The sequence below is a fragment of the Streptomyces sp. NPDC059828 genome (assembly GCF_042731955.1).
Lineage (GTDB): Bacteria > Actinomycetota > Actinomycetes > Streptomycetales > Streptomycetaceae > Streptomyces.
In genome coordinates this window covers 18,818-35,574 of sequence record NZ_JBHWIW010000052.1, presented here as the reverse complement: position 1 = coordinate 35,574, position 16,757 = coordinate 18,818, and the positions used below count along the sequence as shown (strand labels likewise).

The 16,757-nt window shown below is 69.5% G+C and carries 11 protein-coding genes, 3 tRNA genes and 3 pseudogenes; 8 read left to right on the top strand and 9 right to left on the bottom strand.

The window, feature by feature from the left end; all coding sequences use genetic code 11:
* The first annotated feature begins 141 nt into the window (after window positions 1–141).
* Window positions 142–1,638 (top strand): hypothetical protein, encoded by a 1,497-nt coding sequence (locus tag ACFV6V_RS26170; RefSeq protein WP_385569476.1) that lies wholly within the window; start codon window positions 142–144, stop codon window positions 1,636–1,638.
* A gap of 475 nt (window positions 1,639–2,113) precedes the next feature.
* A pseudogene (locus ACFV6V_RS26165) lies at window positions 2,114–2,359 on the top strand (SDR family NAD(P)-dependent oxidoreductase); the annotation flags it as partial.
* Between the two features lie 121 nt (window positions 2,360–2,480).
* Here ACFV6V_RS26165 and ACFV6V_RS26160 read toward each other — a convergent pair.
* Window positions 2,481–3,188 (bottom strand): hypothetical protein, encoded by a 708-nt coding sequence (locus tag ACFV6V_RS26160; RefSeq protein ID WP_385569473.1) that lies wholly within the window; start codon window positions 3,186–3,188, stop codon window positions 2,481–2,483.
* Window positions 3,185–3,391 (bottom strand): hypothetical protein, encoded by a 207-nt coding sequence (locus tag ACFV6V_RS26155; RefSeq protein WP_385569470.1) that lies wholly within the window; start codon window positions 3,389–3,391, stop codon window positions 3,185–3,187. Before ACFV6V_RS26155 ends, ACFV6V_RS26160 begins: the two co-directional genes overlap by 4 nt.
* A gap of 287 nt (window positions 3,392–3,678) precedes the next feature.
* On the opposite strand from ACFV6V_RS26155, the pseudogene ACFV6V_RS26150 reads away from it, so the two are divergent.
* Window positions 3,679–3,882, top strand: a pseudogene (locus tag ACFV6V_RS26150) (NAD-dependent deacetylase); the annotation flags it as partial.
* Window positions 3,883–4,324: 442 nt separating this feature from the next.
* On the opposite strand, the gene ACFV6V_RS26145 reads toward ACFV6V_RS26150, so the two are convergent.
* From ACFV6V_RS26145 to ACFV6V_RS26130, 4 genes are all read right to left on the bottom strand, one after another.
* Window positions 4,325–5,122 carry a hypothetical protein gene (locus ACFV6V_RS26145; RefSeq protein WP_385569468.1) on the bottom strand — a complete coding sequence of 266 codons (798 nt, stop codon included), beginning with the start codon at window positions 5,120–5,122 and terminating at the stop codon, window positions 4,325–4,327.
* A gap of 531 nt (window positions 5,123–5,653) precedes the next feature.
* Window positions 5,654–5,727 (bottom strand) — tRNA-Ile (locus ACFV6V_RS26140).
* Window positions 5,728–5,939: 212 nt separating this feature from the next.
* Window positions 5,940–6,012, bottom strand: a tRNA-Asn gene (locus tag ACFV6V_RS26135).
* Window positions 6,013–6,017: 5 nt separating this feature from the next.
* Window positions 6,018–6,090, bottom strand: a tRNA-Asn gene (locus ACFV6V_RS26130).
* Between the two features lie 169 nt (window positions 6,091–6,259).
* Here ACFV6V_RS26130 and ACFV6V_RS26125 point away from each other — a divergent pair.
* From ACFV6V_RS26125 to ACFV6V_RS26105, 5 genes are all read left to right on the top strand, one after another.
* Window positions 6,260–6,562 (top strand): YtxH domain-containing protein, encoded by a 303-nt coding sequence (locus ACFV6V_RS26125; RefSeq protein ID WP_385569465.1) that lies wholly within the window; start codon window positions 6,260–6,262, stop codon window positions 6,560–6,562.
* Window positions 6,563–6,626: 64 nt separating this feature from the next.
* Complete coding sequence (locus ACFV6V_RS26120) at window positions 6,627–8,072, top strand: FGGY family carbohydrate kinase (RefSeq protein ID WP_385569463.1); 1,446 nt, start codon at window positions 6,627–6,629, stop codon at window positions 8,070–8,072.
* Window positions 8,073–8,206: 134 nt separating this feature from the next.
* Window positions 8,207–9,940 carry an ABC transporter ATP-binding protein gene (locus ACFV6V_RS26115; RefSeq protein WP_385569461.1) on the top strand — a complete coding sequence of 578 codons (1,734 nt, stop codon included), beginning with the start codon at window positions 8,207–8,209 and terminating at the stop codon, window positions 9,938–9,940.
* The gene (locus ACFV6V_RS26110; protein ID WP_385569458.1) at window positions 9,940–11,865 is read left to right on the top strand and encodes an ABC transporter ATP-binding protein; all 1,926 of its coding nucleotides are present in this window, start codon (window positions 9,940–9,942) and stop codon (window positions 11,863–11,865) included. Before ACFV6V_RS26115 ends, ACFV6V_RS26110 begins: the two co-directional genes overlap by 1 nt.
* 50 nt (window positions 11,866–11,915) lie before the next feature.
* The gene (locus ACFV6V_RS26105) at window positions 11,916–12,146 is read left to right on the top strand and encodes a hypothetical protein (RefSeq protein WP_385569456.1); all 231 of its coding nucleotides are present in this window, start codon (window positions 11,916–11,918) and stop codon (window positions 12,144–12,146) included.
* Here ACFV6V_RS26105 and ACFV6V_RS26100 read toward each other — a convergent pair.
* The 3 genes and pseudogenes from ACFV6V_RS26100 to ACFV6V_RS26090 form a co-directional block, all read right to left on the bottom strand.
* Window positions 12,134–13,343: pseudogene (locus ACFV6V_RS26100) on the bottom strand (RNA polymerase sigma factor). The gene ACFV6V_RS26105 and the pseudogene ACFV6V_RS26100 overlap by 13 nt on opposite strands.
* Before the next feature lie 96 nt (window positions 13,344–13,439).
* Complete coding sequence (gene dnaG / locus ACFV6V_RS26095) at window positions 13,440–15,362, bottom strand: DNA primase (RefSeq protein ID WP_385569453.1); 1,923 nt, start codon at window positions 15,360–15,362, stop codon at window positions 13,440–13,442.
* 9 nt (window positions 15,363–15,371) lie between these two features.
* Window positions 15,372–16,640, bottom strand: a complete 1,269-nt coding sequence (locus ACFV6V_RS26090; protein WP_385569450.1) for an NAD(P)/FAD-dependent oxidoreductase — start codon at window positions 16,638–16,640, stop codon at window positions 15,372–15,374.
* Window positions 16,641–16,757: the final 117 nt, after the last annotated feature.

The following is a 16,757-nucleotide window of genomic DNA, read 5'->3' as shown; positions in this document are numbered from 1 at the left end:
GCACCTGAGCCCTCGGCAGCCGACACACCCACTTTAGGCCTATTTTCCTATTTATCCCCTTCTTCGTGGTTCGATGCCCACACTTTCGCCCCCCCTGCCAGGGGGCGTGACGGCTTGTCACACAGAAGGAGAGCACCGTCGATGTCTGGACTCCAGGGCACGAGCACGGACTGCGGGTCCCGTGCGAAGACCGCGGCGCTGAGCCGTCACTGGAAGGTCGCCGTTCTCGCCGCGGCCGGTTTCGCCACGATGGTGGGCGGTGGTGGTACGGCCGTAGCCGCGTACACGGACTCCGCGGAGGCGAAACCGGCCGCCGCGGCCAAGGACGACGAGCAGTCGGATTCCCGGAGCACCGGGTCGCTCGGAGGCAAGGGGCGGGGCTCCGGGGCCAAGGGTGACGAGGACAAGGGCAGGGACTCCGACGGCCATGACCGGGCGAAGTGGGACGGCCACGACGACGACCACGGCCATGGTTCGCGCGAGGGGAATCACGAGAAGACCAGGTCCGTGGAGTGCGACCCGGACGATCTGATCCTGGCGATCACGGAGGCGGACGACGCCACGGGCCCCGGTCGTCTGGAGTTGGCGAAGAAGTGCACCTATACGCTCACCGCCCATCTGGACGGCAACGGCCTGCCCGCGATCACTCAGCCGATCACGATCATCGGCAACGGCGCGACCATCACGCGCGCCGCGAATGCCGACGATTTCCGGATCTTCGAGGTCGAAGCCGGCGGCGACCTTCGACTCCGCAACCTCACAGTCACTCGCGGCAAGGCCGACGAGGACGACGGTGGTGCAGTCAACGTAAGACCCGCGGGACGGCTCGACCTCGAGAACGTCACACTGGAGAACAACACCGTCAGCGATGTCAGCAGCTACGAGGGCGGCGGTGTCTACAACGAGGGCATCACCGCCATCCGCGACAGCACTCTCGACACGAACTTCGGCACCGAGGGTGCGGCCGTCTCCAGCTACTACGGCAAGGCTGACATCAGCAGAACCAAGATCACCGGCAACGTCTCCGACGGTTATGCGGCCATCGTCAACGAGTACGGCACGACGAGGATCAGTGAGAGCTACCTCTCCTACAACTACGGTTTCTACGGCGGCGCCTTGGACAACTACGGCGGTGTGACCGAGGTGGAGAAGAGCGCCCTCACCTACAACGTCGGCTACTACGGCGGCGGCATCTACAACCAGTACGGCTCGCTCTACCTGCGCCAGAGCACCGTCAAGGCCAACACCGCCACCGACGGGGGCGGTGGTGGCCTCAACCTCACAACATCGGCTGTGATCGAGGACAGCAAGATCGTCGACAACACGGCCACCAACAGCAACGGCGGCGGTCTCTCCATCGAATTGGACGACGACGAGCTGGGGGTGGCAATCCGCGACTCGAAGATCACCGGCAACCAGGCTCCCGGCAACGACGCCAACGGCGGCGGCATCTTCGTCGACGTCAACAGCCTCGTCACCCTCACCGACTCGAAGGTGACGGGCAACATCTCCGACGAACCCGCGGGCGGCGTCCACAACGACGGCACGGTCGTCGCGAACGGCAAGGTCAAGATCATCGACAACGTACCCACCAACTGCGACGGCAGCACCAACCCCGTCCCGAACTGCTTCGGCTGACCCAGGCAACCCCAGCGCCCGCCCCCGCCACCTGCTCGGGGGCGGGCGCCTATGCACACAGGGGACCCGAACTCCGCAGGCGGGCCCGACATCGACACCCCGCGCCTACATGTGGCGAAGACGTATCCCCACGGTGCCGACGAAGCATCCCGCCGAACTCCGGAGGCCCTCAGCGAAGTTACGGCCGTCTACCGCTCGGAGGTCCGTAGTTGGCGGTCAGGGCTGCGGCGTACGTGTCCGGAACAGGCCGCCCGCCGAAAGCCATCGGAAGATACGACTCCAACGCGCCTGGCACGTCCAGGAAGGGCCCAAACCGAGCACGCCATTCACTGCGCGCGGCCGCGTCGGGGAACCCCTGGAATACCGCCACCTCGGGAATGCTGTAATCAGCTTATGATCCCGAACGACAACTCTAATGTTGTACTGCGGGTCACCAGCCGCGGTCGTACCAATCGCAGACGGGAATCGGTCTCGCCATCAGGCAGACGCGTCCGACGAGGACCAGGTGATCGCGATGGTCGCGCGGATGGTGGAGGAGTTCGGCACCATCGACATCATGGTGGCCAACGCCGGCTTCAGCGGGAGGCGTCCGTGCCGGAGATGACGCTCACCCAATGGCAGAAGGTCATCGACGTCAACCTGACCGGCCAGTTCCTCTGCGCGCGAGGCCGCCAAGGAGTTCGTGCGGCGCGGTGTGGTGGCGCCCGGCAGCCGATACGCCTCCTGACGAGTGAGCAACGGAGCTCCGCTCCGGAAGTCGTCCAGATCAGGCGCCGACAGGACGTCCATACGGGTCTCGGCAGCCGTGCGACTGCTCGTCCGGGGTGTGCGGGTGCTGGTTGTCAGACGAGGACGTTGACGGCTCGCGCGATCACTAGTCCGAGGATGAGCAGGGAGACGAGGGACTGTATTGCCATGGCGATCTTCGCCCAGGGAGCCAGCGGCATGACGTCGGTGGGGCTGAAGGCGGTGGAGTTGGTGAGCCCGAGATAGAGGTAGTCGACATAGCGGGGGCGCCAGTGCGCGGCGTTCAGGTCACGGTTGAGCTGCTGGGGAAAGGCGAGTTCGGGGGTGCCGGGCATGCGGTGTGCCCGGGCGGCCGCTCCGCCGCCGTCGAGTTCGAAGTACAGCAGGGAGAAGGCGAGGACGGTGGAGGCCCAGACACTGCCGCCCGCCTGCAGTAGGCCGGCGGCGGAGTTGGTCTCGGTCCCACCGTGGATGAGGTCGTCGATCAACCGGACGGTCGACCACATGGCGCTGACGGCCAGCACCCCGACCAGGGCGATCGACACGGCGCGAAGGACGACCGAGCGGCGGTTGATCCGGCCCGGGTCGCCCGCGATCAGCGTCACCAGGAGTAGTCCTTCGACAAATGGAAGCAGCCAGCGCGGCCCCAGACGCAGGTCGTCGGGTAGCAGCAAGGTCAGCAGCATGGCGGCGACGACAGCTCCCGCCATCGGCCAGCGGGCCTCACCGAACGCCGCCTCCTGCGGCTCCGGCTCCTGCGGACCGCTCGGACCGTTGGTATCGATGGAGCGGTGTCCGGTCATGTCCGGCTGCTGTGCGGGATCGGGGCGCGGGTGCTCGCCTGTGGCTCGGGCCACAGGCCGTAAAGCGCCGTCGCTGCGGAGGCGGCGTACCGGTCCGCCGGGACCACACGCCCCGCGCCGGGCCCCGTGGCGGGAGCGACGAATGCCGCGACCGCCCACCCGGTGTCGCCGTCAGCTCTGCGGGTCAGGGCCTCGCGCGGCATGCCATCACCCCAGTCTCCTCAGGGGGCCGGGCGGCATCGCCGCCTTCTTCGTCACCGAACGTACCTCGAAGCCGCGCGAGGACACCTCCTGCAGGAAGCGCGTGTCCGTGTTCGGAGCTGCGCGAAGCCGGGGCCTCCGAATCCGATGGACCGGTTCGACGGACGCATTGCTGAACAGGCTGATCTGGGCCCCGGACGTCGTCGGATGCGTGCAGTTCCTGATCTCCGGTCACCTTGCACTCGTCAAGGTCTGCCATGGCCGGCCGCCACGCGTCCTCGCCGTCAACCTGCCTTACGCCTCCGGCATCCCCGACTACTGCGGGCCGAACGGCTTGTGGCGGCACGACCCGGAAGCCGAGAAACCGGTCACGCACGGCTACTGCACGGCCGACACGGAGATCCGCCGCCGGTCTTGGCGCATGAGGCGCGACATTGCAGCCTGGCGTGCCGAGCCCAATGCCACGCACCGAGCGGTCGCCGAGCTCGACCAACAGTCGGCGTCGCGGTCCGAGCCGTCGTGGTGGCGCAGCTCGGCGCTGCGCTCGGTCCGTGCTCGGGTCAGGGCGGGGTGGTGTCGTGGACGGCGTTGGCGTAGCGGGTGGCGAGGTCCGTTCCAGGTCACATGCCCGGCGATCACCGCCGGCCCCTGGGAGCCGGGCGTGGGGCCGGGTTCGTACCAGCCCACCACACCGGACTGGAGCCGGCCCCATTTGCCGCTGTCCGGAGTCAGAGGAATCCACCGGTCGCCCGGCAGCACCTTCCTTGGCGTGCCGTCCAAGCGCACCTGTGCCCTGTAGAAGGTGATCGGAGGAAGTCCGTAGTTGCCGCGAACGGTGTTGACCTGACCCGTGGTTGTACACGTCGCGGTCGCAGCCACCCCGAGACGCAGCAGCAGCGCCGAAAACCCCGCAGCCCTCGCGCCCTGCCCGGCGCCTACTGCCCGGCGCCGAAGAAGCCGGATCCCAGGTCCTGAGCGACGGCGTCGAGTGGATACCCGCTCACGATGAACGCTCCGCGCCAGGGGGCACTGAGTGCGAAGAGCAACGCAAGACTCAGTCCGACCACACTGGCAACGCCCACGACCAGCAGAGACGCTCGCAGGCTGCTGCGGAAGATCAGCGCGCCGGCATTCACGATCAGAGCCAGTCCGCTGGCCACGAGCGTGACGACGTAGAGCCCGGGAACGGCGCGCGATGCCGCCGCGATGCGGAAGCGGCGACTGCTGGTGACACTGTCCAGGGAAACCAGCAGCTCCGTGCCCGCCGGTGACCCCAGCTCGGGCCTGGTCGCCTCGGCTCGCACGGTCCTCTCCAGCCGTGCGATCGCGCGAGCGGTGGCCGGGTCGCCACCGGACGCCGCTGCCGCGCCCTTCCATTCCTTGACACGCGTGGTCCGCAGATAGTCCAGCAGTGCCGCATGGATCGGCTCGGACTGGACCCGCGGACTCGTCGCCGCCCATGCCAGCCGGGAGGTCGCGGCCGCCTCGTCGCTCACCAGCCCTTCCGCTGCGCGCAGATAGCCAGCCTCGCTGGCCAGGGTGAGTGCCGCGAAGATCGCGAAGGCAGCGCCAAGCGTGGGCATCAGGGGCATGGCGATCTGCGGCACCCGATCCCGTTCCCCGACCGGTACGAGCGCCCGGACGCCGACCCGCGCCAAGGCCGCGACCAGGAGGGCAACGAAGAGCCAGCCCACCACCAGCACCACCGCCGGCAGTGAGGTCAACCAGTTCACCGAATCACCTACCGCACGTTCCCGTGAGCGCCGTGCGGCGGGGGCGAGCCAACGGCCCCGCGACATGGAGCTCCTCGTCGATCACCTTCAACGAACGCTCCATGATCACAGGCCCGACGGGGTTCCGGTGCCCGCGACGCCCGGCACGACATCTGCTGCGCGACGTCGAGTACCTGCTGCGCCGACGACTGGCTACGGCGGTGGCAGAGGATCGGACCATCCACGTCACCGCGACCGACGAGCCACTCACCGCCTCTGGCCGCACTCCCCCATGGTCGGAGCCTCCGGGTTTGGACGGCTGGACGCTGCCGACCGGGCTGTTCGCCCGCAGCGCCCTGGCAGTTCCGCCGGGCTTGGAACGGGCGCCGGAAGGCGGCATGAGAGCCCCTCCGTCCACCAGATCGTCCGCGCGTCCACTACGCGTCCACTGGGGCTTGGTCTGAACGAATGAACGGGGGTCACCACCTGGAGTGGCGACCCCCGTTCACGCGCTCCCGCAGGTAGAAACGATCCTGCGGCACCACTCTGCGGTGGGGCGGGTGGGACTCGAACCCACGGCCGACGGATTATGAGTCCGCTGCTCTAACCGGCTGAGCTACCGCCCCTTACGGCGCGTCGCGCACATATGTGCGCGCCGTCTGCCGCAGCATAGCCGCTCATACGATCTCCTGCTTCGGATGATCGGATTCGCTGTGACCATGAAGACCGCGCCGCCGCCTGCGCGGTTCCCGGGGCCGGGGAGTGCCCGGGAGCACGGGAGGGCGCGCATGGCGGCGGGCACAGAAAAAGGACCCCGAGGGGTCCTCTTTCGGTACCGCTCCCCCGACTGGACTCGAACCAGTAACCCTCCGGTTAACAGCCGAATGCTCTGCCAATTGAGCTACAGGGGATCGCGCTCCCCCGACTGGACTCGAACCAGTAACCTGCCGGTTAACAGCCGGCTGCTCTGCCAATTGAGCTACAGGGGATTGCTGCGTGTGCACCGAACGTACCTACCCAGGGCTCTCCGGGCGGCGCTCGCTCGCTGCGACACATACATTAGCGCAAGCAGGGGGGTGCTCCGCCAATCGGTTCCCCCCGTGACCTCGTGACCTCAGATCCCGGCGTCGGGGACGGCGTCGGCGAAGGGTGGCAGCGATGCGATACCGGCTTACGTTCGTCGCCGGACTGGCCCTCGGTTACGTGCTCGGCACCCGTGCCGGGCGCGAGCGTTACGAGCAGCTGAAGAAGTCCGCGCGGGAGTTCGCGCAGAACCCCGCGGTGCGCAATGCCGCCGAGTCCGCCGCGCACACGGGGCGTGAGGCGGCGGGCAAGGCGTACCACGCCGTGAGCGACAAGGTGCAGGACCGGGTGCCCGAGTCGGTGGCCGCGCGGGTGCGGTCGCTGCGGGAGCGGAGTCAGAGCAATGGGGAGGACGACTGGGGAACGAGCAACACCTAGAGAAGGGGACTGACCGCTCGGCCGGGGCCGCAGCAGACCCCGGAGTGCGGCAGAATCTGACGGCATGGGGATAGTCGCCGGGCTGGACAGTTCGTCCGCCTTCACTCGCATCGTCGTCTGCGACACGGACACGGGTGCCGTGCTGCGCCAGGGGTACGCTCCGCACCCGATCGAGGCGAAAGCGAGCGATGTCGATCCGCAGGCGTGGCTGCTGTCGCTGGGCGAGGCGGCGGCGGGCGGACTGCTCGAAGGTGTGCAGGCCATCGGCGTGTCGGCGCAGCAGCACGGGCTGATCCCGATCGACGCCTCGGGCGGCCCGGTGCGGCCCGCGCTGGTCGGGAACGACAAGCGGGCGCAGGTCGCCGCTGCGGATCTGGTGGAGGCGTTCGGCGGCCGTCAGGCCTGGGCCGAGGCCGTCGGATGCGTACCGCAGTCGGGGATGCCGGTGGCCAAGCTGCGGTGGCTGGCGGCGGCGGAGCCCGACGCGGCCAAGCGCACCGCCCTGGTGATGCAGCCGCACGACTGGCTGGTGTGGCAGCTGCTGGGCCGGCCGGCGCGCCGTACGACGGACCGGGGCGCTGCCTCGTCGACCGGGTACTGGTCGGCGGGCACCGGGACCTACCGGCCCGATCTGGTGGAGCTGGCGCTCGGGCACCGGGCCGCGTTGCCCGAGGTGCTGGGCCCGTCCGACGCCGCCGGGACGACCCCGGAAGGGCTGCTGATCTCCGCGGGCACCGGCGAGACGATGGCGGCGGCCTTCGGCCTCGGCCTCGCGCCCGGTGACGCGGTGGTGTCGCTGGGGGCGTCCGGTTCGGTGATGGCCGTGCACCATGAGGCCCTCGCGGACCCCAGCGGGATGATCACCTCCTTCGCGGACGCCACCGGGATGCATCTGCCGGTGGTGCACACACTCAACGCGGTCCGCGCGCTGCGCGGCACCGCCGAGATGCTGGGCATCGAGGACCTCTCCGAGCTGTCCGCGCTCGCGATGAAGTCGACGCCGGGCGCCTCCGGTCTGGTGCTGCTCCCCTATCTGGAAGGCGAGCGCACCCCGCACCTCCCGCACACCGCCGGCACGATCACGGGGCTGCGGCGCGAGTCGATGAAGCGTGAGCATCTGGCGCGTGCGGCCTTCGAGGGCATGCTGTGCGGGCTCGCCGACGCGCTGGACGTGCTGCGCGGCCGGGGCGTGGAGGTGCGGCGGGTGTTCCTGCTGGGCCAGGCCGCCGATCTGCCCGCGGTGCAGGCTGCGGCGCCGTCGATCTTCGGCGCGCAGGTCGTCGTGCCCCAGCCGGCCGACTACGCGGCCATCGGCGCCGCCCGTCAGGCGGCCTGGGCGCTGGGCGTCGCCCAGGGGGCGCTGGCCCCGCACACCCCGCCGGCCTGGCAGGGTGCGTCTGCACAGGTGTTCGAGCCGGGCGAGGAGCTGGCCGTGGGACAGGCGGTGCGTCAGCAGTACGTGGCGACCAGGAACCAGGTGCATCCGGGGGCGTTCGGCCCGGGATCGTGAGCCGTGCCGTGCCACGAGCACGGGTGACTCGTTCTTGACCCGTGCTTGGGGAAATCCCTTGGTGCTCGGGCAGCCGGGTGACGGAGTATGGGGGCGACCTCCGCCCCCATGACCCGACACCCGAGAGACCCCGCGTGCTCATAAGACTGCTTCGGACGTTCCTGCGTCCCTACACCAAGCCCCTCGCCCTGCTGGTGGCTCTCCAGCTGCTCCAGACCAGCGCCACCCTCTATCTGCCGACCCTGAACGCGGACATCATTGACAACGGTGTCATCAAGGGTGATACGGGATACATCCTGACATTCGGCGCACTCATGGTCGGCGTCAGCGTCGTCCAGGTGCTGGGCAACATCGGGGCCGTCTACTTCGGCGCCAGGACCGCGTCCGCGCTCGGCCGGGACGTACGGGCGGCCGTCTTCGCGCGTGTGCAGGCGTTCTCGGCCCGCGAGGTGGGCCATTTCGGGGCTCCGTCGCTCATCACCCGGACGACCAACGACGTCCAGCAGGTGCAGATGCTGGTGCTGATGTCGTTCACGCTGATGGTGTCCGCGCCGATCATGTGCGTCGGCGGTATCGCGCTGGCCCTCGCCCTCGATGTGCCGCTGTCAGCGGTGCTGCTGGCGGTCGTGCCGGTGCTCGGTATCTCCGTCATGCTGATCGTGAAGCGGATGCGCCCGCTGTTCCGCACCATGCAGGAGCGCCTGGACACGGTGAACCGGGTGCTGCGGGAGCAGATCACGGGCAACAGGGTGATCCGGGCGTTCGTGCGGGACCCCTACGAACAGGAGCGGTTCCGCGGCGCCAATACCGAGCTGACCGATGTCGCCCTGTCGACCGGCCGGCTGATGGCACTGATGTTCCCGACCGTGATGACGGTCGTGAACGTGTCCAGCATCGCTGTGGTCTGGTTCGGTGCGCAGCGGATCGACAGCGGCGGGATGGAGATCGGCGCGCTCACCGCGTTTCTCGCCTATCTGATGCAGATAGTGATGGCCGTGATGATGGCCACCTTCATGTTCATGATGGTGCCGCGGGCCGAGGTGTGTGCCGAGCGGATCCAGGAGGTCCTGGACACGGAGTCGAGCGTGGTCCCCCCGGCGGATCCGGTACAGGAGCTGGAGGGTCGCGGGCATCTGGAGGTGCGGGGCGCGCAGTTCCGCTATCCGGGTGCGGAGGAGCCGGTACTGGTGGATGTGGGGCTGGTGGCCCGGCCGGGAGAGACGACCGCGATCATCGGTTCGACGGGCAGCGGCAAGTCGACGCTGCTCGGGCTCGTCCCCCGGCTGTTCGACGTCACCGGCGGCGAGGTGCTGGTCGACGGGGTCGACGTACGGCAGCTGGATCCGGCGCTGATGGCGCGGACCGTGGGGCTCGTCCCCCAGAAGCCGTACCTCTTCTCCGGCACGGTGGCCACGAACCTGCGGTACGGGAATCCCGGGGCGACCGACGAGGAGCTGTGGCAGGCGCTGGAGGTGGCCCAGGCGGCCGAGTTCGTACGTGCGCTCGACGGCGGGCTGAACGCGCCGATCGCCCAGGGCGGCACCAATGTGTCGGGCGGTCAGCGGCAGCGGCTGGCGATCGCGCGGACCCTGGTGCAGCGTCCGGAGATCTATCTGTTCGACGACTCGTTCTCGGCGCTGGACTACGCGACCGACGCGGCGCTGCGCGGGGCGCTGGCCCTGGAGACGGCCGACGCGACCGTGGTGATCGTCGCCCAGCGGGTGTCGACCATCCGTGGGGCGGACCGGATCGTGGTCCTGGACGAAGGCAGGGTTGTCGGTGCCGGACGCCATCATGAGCTGATGGAGAGCAACGAGACATACCGGGAGATCGTGCTCTCCCAGCTGACCGAGGCGGAGGCAGCCTGATGGCCGGTCCTGGCGGACGCATGATGATGCCCGGTTCGGGCGAACGGTCCATGGACTTCAAGGGTTCGGGCAAGCGGCTGCTGGCGCAGCTCGCCCCGGAGCGGGGCACCCTGTGGACGATGCTCGCGGCCGGAGTGCTGAGCGTCGCGGCGGCGGTGGTCGGGCCGAAGATCCTCGGGCAGGCCACGGACCTGGTGTTCGCCGGTGTCGTCGGGCGGGAGATACCCGGTGGCACGAGCAAGGAGCAGGCGCTCGACGCCCTGCGTGCCCGGGGTGACGGCGGCCTCGCCGACATGCTCTCCGGGGTGGACTTCACCCCGGGCGAGGGCATCGACTTCTCCGCGGTCGGGCACGTGCTGCTGGTCGCGCTCACGGTCTATGTGGGCGCGGGGCTGCTGATGCTGGTGTCGACCAGGCTGTCGATCCGGGTGATCAACCGCACCGTGTTCCGGATGCGCGAGGACGTGCAGACGAAGCTGTCGCGGCTGCCGCTGTCGTATTTCGACAAGGCCAGGCGCGGTGAGGTGCTGAGCCGGGCGACCAACGACCTGGACAACATCGCCCAGACCATGCAGCAGTCGATGGGGCAGCTGATCAACTCACTGCTGACCATCGTGGGCGTGCTGGCGATGATGTTCTGGATCTCGCCGCTGCTGGCCCTGGTGGCGCTGGTGACCGTGCCGCTGTCGGTGTTCGTCGCGGCGAAGGTGGGCAAGCGCTCGCAGCCGCAGTTCGTGCAGCAGTGGAAGTCCACGGGCAAGCTCAACGCACATGTCGAGGAGATGTACTCCGGCCATGCCCTGGTGAAGGTGTTCGGGCGCCAGGAGGAGTCGGCGAAGGACTTCGCCGAGCAGAACGAGGCGCTGTACGAGGCCGGGTTCCGGGCACAGTTCAACAGCGGCGTCATGCAGCCCCTGATGTTCTTCATCTCGAACATCAACTACGTGCTGGTGGCCGTGGTCGGCGGACTGCGGGTCGCCTCGGGCACGCTGTCGATCGGCGACGTGCAGGCCTTCATACAGTATTCGCGGCAGTTCTCGATGCCACTGACGCAGGTCGCGTCGATGGCGAACCTGGTGCAGTCCGGGGTGGCTTCGGCCGAGCGGGTCTTCGAGCTGCTGGACGCGGAGGAGCAGCAGCCGGACCCGGTGCGCGGCGCCCGCCCCGAGGAGCTGCGCGGGGAGGTCTCGCTGGAGCGGGTGTCCTTCCGCTACGACCCGGAGAAGCCGCTCATCGAGGATTTGTCGCTGTCCGTGGAGCCGGGCCAGACGGTTGCGATCGTCGGACCGACGGGCGCGGGCAAGACCACGCTGGTCAATCTGCTGATGCGGTTCTACGAGGTGACGGGGGGCCGGATCGCGCTCGACGGTGTCGACATCGCCACGATGTCCCGGGACGACCTGCGGGCCGCAATCGGCATGGTGCTCCAGGACACCTGGCTGTTCGGGGGCACGATCGCCGAGAACATCGCCTATGGCGCGTCCCGCGAGGTCACCCGGGAGGAGATCGAGGAGGCCGCGCGGGCCGCGCACGCCGACCGCTTCATCCGCACGCTGCCGGACGGCTACGACACGGTCATCGACGACGAGGGCTCGGGCGTCAGCGCCGGTGAGAAGCAGCTCATCACCATCGCGCGGGCGTTCCTGTCCGATCCGGTGATCCTGGTGCTGGACGAGGCGACCAGCTCGGTCGACACCCGTACCGAGGTGCTGATCCAGAAGGCGATGGCGGGCCTGGCCCACGGGCGCACCTCGTTCGTGATCGCCCACCGGCTCTCCACCATCCGGGACGCGGATGTGATCCTGGTGATGGAGGACGGCTCCATCGTCGAGCAGGGCACACATGAGGAGCTGCTGCTGGCGCGTGGGGCGTACGCCCGGCTCTACGCGGCGCAGTTCGCCCAGGCGGTGGCCGAAGTCGACTGAGGTGCACGGCACGTGGCCGACCGGGCCACCAACGGGGGAAGGAACGGAACATGGAGAAGAAGGCGAACGGCGGAGGTCGCGCGCCCGCGGGCTCGGCGACGGCACTGGGGCTGTCGCTCGGCCTGTCGCTCGGGGCCGTCATCGCGCTGGCGCTCGACAGTCTGCCGCTGGGCCTCGGCCTGGGCATGGCCCTCGGCACCGCCGTCGGCGCTCTGATCGACGCACGGCGGACGCGGCGGGGCGGCACGACGCCTGAGGGCGACGGCGCTCAGTCCAGGTAGCCGCGCAGCTGGTCCGCGAAGGTGTGGTCCCGCAGCTTGTTGAGGGTCTTGGACTCGATCTGGCGGATGCGTTCCCGTGTCACGCCGAAGATCCGGCCGATCTCCTCCAGGGTGCGGGGCCGCCCGTCGTCCAGCCCGTAGCGGAGCTGGACCACCTTCCGTTCGCGTTCGCCGAGCGTGGACAGCACGGCCTCCAGGTGCTGGCGCAGCAGCAGGAAGGCCGCGGATTCGACGGGTGAGGTCGCGTCGCCGTCCTCGATGAGGTCACCGAGGGCCACGTCGTCCTCCTCGCCCACGGGCGCGTGCAGCGACACCGGTTCCTGGGCGAGCCGCAGCACCTCGCCGACCCGCTCGGGCGCGAGGTCGAGCTGGGCGGCGACCTCCTCTGCGGTGGGCTCGTAGCCGCGCTCCTGGAGCAGCCGGCGCTGGACCCGGATGACCCGGTTGATCAGTTCGACGACATGGACGGGGACACGGATGGTCCGGGCCTGGTCGGCGAGGGCCCGGGACATGGCCTGGCGGATCCACCAGGTGGCGTAGGTGGAGAACTTGTAGCCGCGCGCGTAGTCGAACTTCTCCACGGCACGGATCAGGCCCAGGTTCCCCTCCTGGACGAGATCGAGCATCGTCAGCCCGCGCCCGACATACCGCTTGGCCACGGACACGACGAGGCGGAGGTTGGCCTCGATGAGGCGGCGCTTGGCCATACGGCCCATCACGACGAGTCTGTCGAGGTCATGGGCGAGCCGCGTATCGAGGTCCGGGGTGCTGGCGAGCTTCTCCTCGGCGAAGAGGCCCGCCTCCACCCGGCGGGCGAGCTCGACCTCCTCGGCGGCGGTGAGCAGCGGGATCCGGCCGATCTCCCTGAGGTACTGCCGGAAGAGGTCGGACGTGGGGGCGCTGCCCGGTGACTCGGTACGGACCGGGGGCGGCTCGGGCGGTTCCTCTCTCACGCCCTGTACGTCCTCGTCCCCGGCCTGCGGCGGGTCGTTCTCGGGGACGTTTTCAGGGTGGTGCGCGGAATGGCTCTGTGCGGGCACGACCGCGGCCGGATCGGCGGCCGTCAGGGTGGTCAGGGACTGTGTCTGCGGCTGGGTCTGGGTCTGCACGGGGGCGACCTCCAGGTACACGAGCGGATCCGCGGGGGGTGAGAGGCCCACCCTGTGTGGACCGGCCGCGCTCCGAGGACTCAGGCACCGCGTCCAGTGTGGGGTACGACACATCTCTGCCACGAGGGGCGTGCGGTGACTTTTTGCGTCCCTTCCGTGACCGCGCGGTTACCGCACCACGGGATCAGAGAGCGTCGGCGCCCCGGTTGCGCAGCGACTGGGCGTACTGCTGGAGCACCCACAGTTCGTTCTGCACCGCGGCGAGCTGCTCGGGGTCCGCGTGGGCGCCGAGACGGGCGAGAGTGCCCTGGACCTCGGCGATACGGCGGTCGACGGCACGCAGCCGGACCTGGACGAGCTGGAAGCCCGCGTAGCTCTCGTCCACCGTCCGGGAGTGGATGGCCTCCACGGCGAGTTCGGTGATCATCGAGCGCACGGTGTCGTTGGGCGCGGCGTCCCGGACCCGGGCCAGATAGCCGGGCGGGTCCGGGATGCCGAGCTCCGCGCCACCCGCGTCGACGACGGCCTGGCGCGCGGCGGCGTAGGGCGGGGCGGTGAACTCGTCGGCCCCGTAGGCGTCGAAGGCCGGGGAGACCAGCTCGGGGCGCTGGAGGGCGAGCTTGAGCAGCTCGCGCTCGGTGCGGTGGGCGGGGCTGCGGAGGTTGAGGGCGGGGCCGCTGGGTCGTGGCGTGGTGGGCTGCCCGGTGTCGTGCGCCTGGCCGGGACGCGACGAGCCCTGCCCTTGGCCGCGCCCGTCACGGCTGTCGCCGCCCCCTTGCCTGGCCCAGCGCGCCAGCTGGGCGACCCGTCTGACCACGAACTGGGTGTCGAGGATGCCGAGCAGACCCGCGAGCTGGACGGCCACCTCGTGCTGGGAGGCGCTGTTCTTGATCCGGGCGACGATCGGCGCGGCCTCGTCGAGCGCGGCGGCCCGGCCGACCGGGGTCTCCAGGTCGTAGTTGCGCACGATGTGCCGGATGGCGAACTCGAAGAGCTGGTTGCGCGGTTCGGCCAGCTCCCGTACGGCCTCGTCGCCCTTGGCGAGCCGCAGCTCGCAGGGGTCCATGTTGTCGGGGGCGATCGCGATGAAGGTCTCGGCGGCGAACTTCTGGTCGTCCTCGAAGGCCCGGAGCGCGGCCTTCTGGCCGGCCGCGTCACCGTCGAAGGTGAAGATCACCTTGGCGCTGCCGTTGTCCATCAGCAGCCGCCGGAGGATCTTGATGTGCTCGCCGCCGAAGGCCGTACCGCAGGTCGCGATGGCCGTCGTCACCCCGGCGAGATGGCACGCCATCACGTCCGTGTAGCCCTCGACCACCACGGCCCGGCTGGACTTGGCGATCTCCTTCTTCGCCAGGTCGATCCCGTAGAGCACCTGGGACTTCTTGTAGATCGCCGTGTCCGGGGTGTTCAGGTATTTCGGACCGTTGTCGTCGTCGCGGAGCTTGCGCGCACCGAAACCGACGACATCACCGGAAATGTCGCGAATGGGCCACATCAGTCGGCCGCGGAAGCGGTCTATGGGACCGCGGCGACCCTCCTGGGAGAGCCCCGACAGCAGCAGCTCCTTGTCCGAGAAGCCCTTCCCGCGCAGGAAGCGGGTGAGGTGGTCCCAGCCCGCCGGGCTGTAGCCGACGCCGAAGTGCTGGGCGGCGCTCTGGTCGAAACCCCGATCGGCGAGGAACTTCCGGCCGATCTCGGCCTCCGCGCCGTCGAGCTGCTCCGCGTAGAACCGGGCCGCGACCTGGTGGGCCTCGACCAGGCGGATGCGCTCGCCGCGCTGATGGGCGGGGTTGTACCCGCCCTCCTCGTACCGCAGCGTGATCCCGGCCTTGGCCGCGAGCCGCTCCACCGCCTCCGAGAAGGACAGATGGTCGACCTTCATCACGAAGGTGAGGGTGTCCCCGCCCTCCTGGCAGCCGAAGCAGTGGAACAGGCCCTTGCTCGGGCTGACCTGGAAGGAGGGGGACTTCTCGTCGTGGAACGGACACAGGCCCTTGAGGTTGCCACCGCCCGCGTTGCGCAGCTGGAGGTACTCGGACACGACGGAGTCGATCGGGACCGCGTCCCGTACCGCCTTCACGTCGTCATCGTTGATCCTGCCTGCCACACGTGAATCTTAAGGTGCCGGGATGACACCGGTGAGCGGCGTCGCCGGGTTCGCCAGCGCCTCGGTGTCCACCTCGGCGCCCGAGCGGATCAGGTCCTGGATGTCCCCCGTGACATCCCACACGTTCACGTTCATCCCGGCCAGGACCTTGCGCTCCTTGAGCCAGAAGGCGATGAACTGCCGCTTTCCCGCATCCCCGCGCAGCACGACCTGGTCGTACGAGCCGGGCGGCGCCCAGCCGGAGTACTCCATGCCGAGGTCGTACTGGTCCGAGAAGAAATACGGGACCCTGTCGTACGAGACCTCCTGGCCGAGCATCGCCCGGGCCGCCGCCGGTCCGCCGTTGAGCGCGTTCGCCCAGTGCTCCACGCGCAGCCGGATGTCCAGCAGTGGATGGTGCACGGCGGCGACATCACCGGCCGCGTAGATCTCCGGGTCCGAAGTGCGCAGCGAGGCGTCGACCGCCACACCGCCCCCGTGGGCCCGGTCGACCAGGGCGAGCCCGGCCGCCTCCGCGAGTCCGGTGCGGGGGGCGGCGCCGATCGCGGCGAGAACGCTGTGGGCCGGGTGCTCCTCGCCGTCGTCCGTGCGGGCGGCGAGGACCATGCCGTCCTGGCCGACGATCTCGGTGAGGCGGACCCCGAAACGGAAGCGGACGCCGTGCTCCTGGTGGAGGTCGGCGAACAGCTGGCCGAGCTCGGGTCCGATGACCCCGTGCAGCGGGGTGGGCTCCGGCTCGACCACGGTGACCTCCGCGCCGTAGCCACGGGCCGCGGCCGCCACCTCCAGGCCGATCCAGCCGGCCCCGGCGATCACCAGATGGCCGTTGTCGCGGCCGAGGCCCGCGAGCACCTGCCGCAGCCGGTCCGCGTGCGCCAGGCGGCGCAGATGGTGGACGCCGGCCAGGTCGGTGCCCGGGATGTCCAGGCGCCGCGGTTCGGCGCCGGTGGCCAGGAGCAGCTTGTCGTAGTGGACGCTGGTCCCGTCGCCGAGCCGTACGGACTGCGCTTCGCGGTCGACGGCGGTGACCGGCTGGCCCAGGTGCAGTTCGATGTCGTGCTGGGCGTACCAGGCCGGTTCGTGGACGAACACGCTGTCGCGTTCGTCCTTGCCTGACAGATAGCCCTTGGACAGCGGCGGGCGCTCGTACGGGTGGTCGCGTTCGTCGCCGATCAGGATCACCCTGCCGGTGAATCCCTCGGCGCGCAGGGTCTCCGCGGCCTTGGCCCCGGCCAGTCCCCCGCCCACGATGACGAACGTCCGATGCGCGTCGACCACTTCGCTCCTCCTAGTTCACTGCCGGTTGTTCACGGCCGGGGCTCCGGGGGTTGGCCCCCCGGACAGCACAGCACGCTACGCCGCCTACTGTGAGCGTCCCGCACGGAGCGTGATGGG

What these genes read in the sequence shown, in the direction of transcription:
- ACFV6V_RS26170 (WP_385569476.1), top strand. Translation starts at nt 142, where the DNA reads ATGTCTGGACTCCAGGGCACGAGCACGGACTGCGGGTCCCGTGCGAAG.
- ACFV6V_RS26160 (WP_385569473.1), bottom strand. Translation starts at nt 3,188, where the DNA reads ATGACCGGACACCGCTCCATCGATACCAACGGTCCGAGCGGTCCGCAG.
- ACFV6V_RS26155 (WP_385569470.1), bottom strand. Translation starts at nt 3,391, where the DNA reads ATGCCGCGCGAGGCCCTGACCCGCAGAGCTGACGGCGACACCGGGTGG.
- ACFV6V_RS26125 (WP_385569465.1), top strand. Translation starts at nt 6,260, where the DNA reads ATGCGATACCGGCTTACGTTCGTCGCCGGACTGGCCCTCGGTTACGTG.
- ACFV6V_RS26120 (WP_385569463.1), top strand. Translation starts at nt 6,627, where the DNA reads ATGGGGATAGTCGCCGGGCTGGACAGTTCGTCCGCCTTCACTCGCATC.
- ACFV6V_RS26110 (WP_385569458.1), top strand. Translation starts at nt 9,940, where the DNA reads ATGGCCGGTCCTGGCGGACGCATGATGATGCCCGGTTCGGGCGAACGG.
- ACFV6V_RS26105 (WP_385569456.1), top strand. Translation starts at nt 11,916, where the DNA reads ATGGAGAAGAAGGCGAACGGCGGAGGTCGCGCGCCCGCGGGCTCGGCG.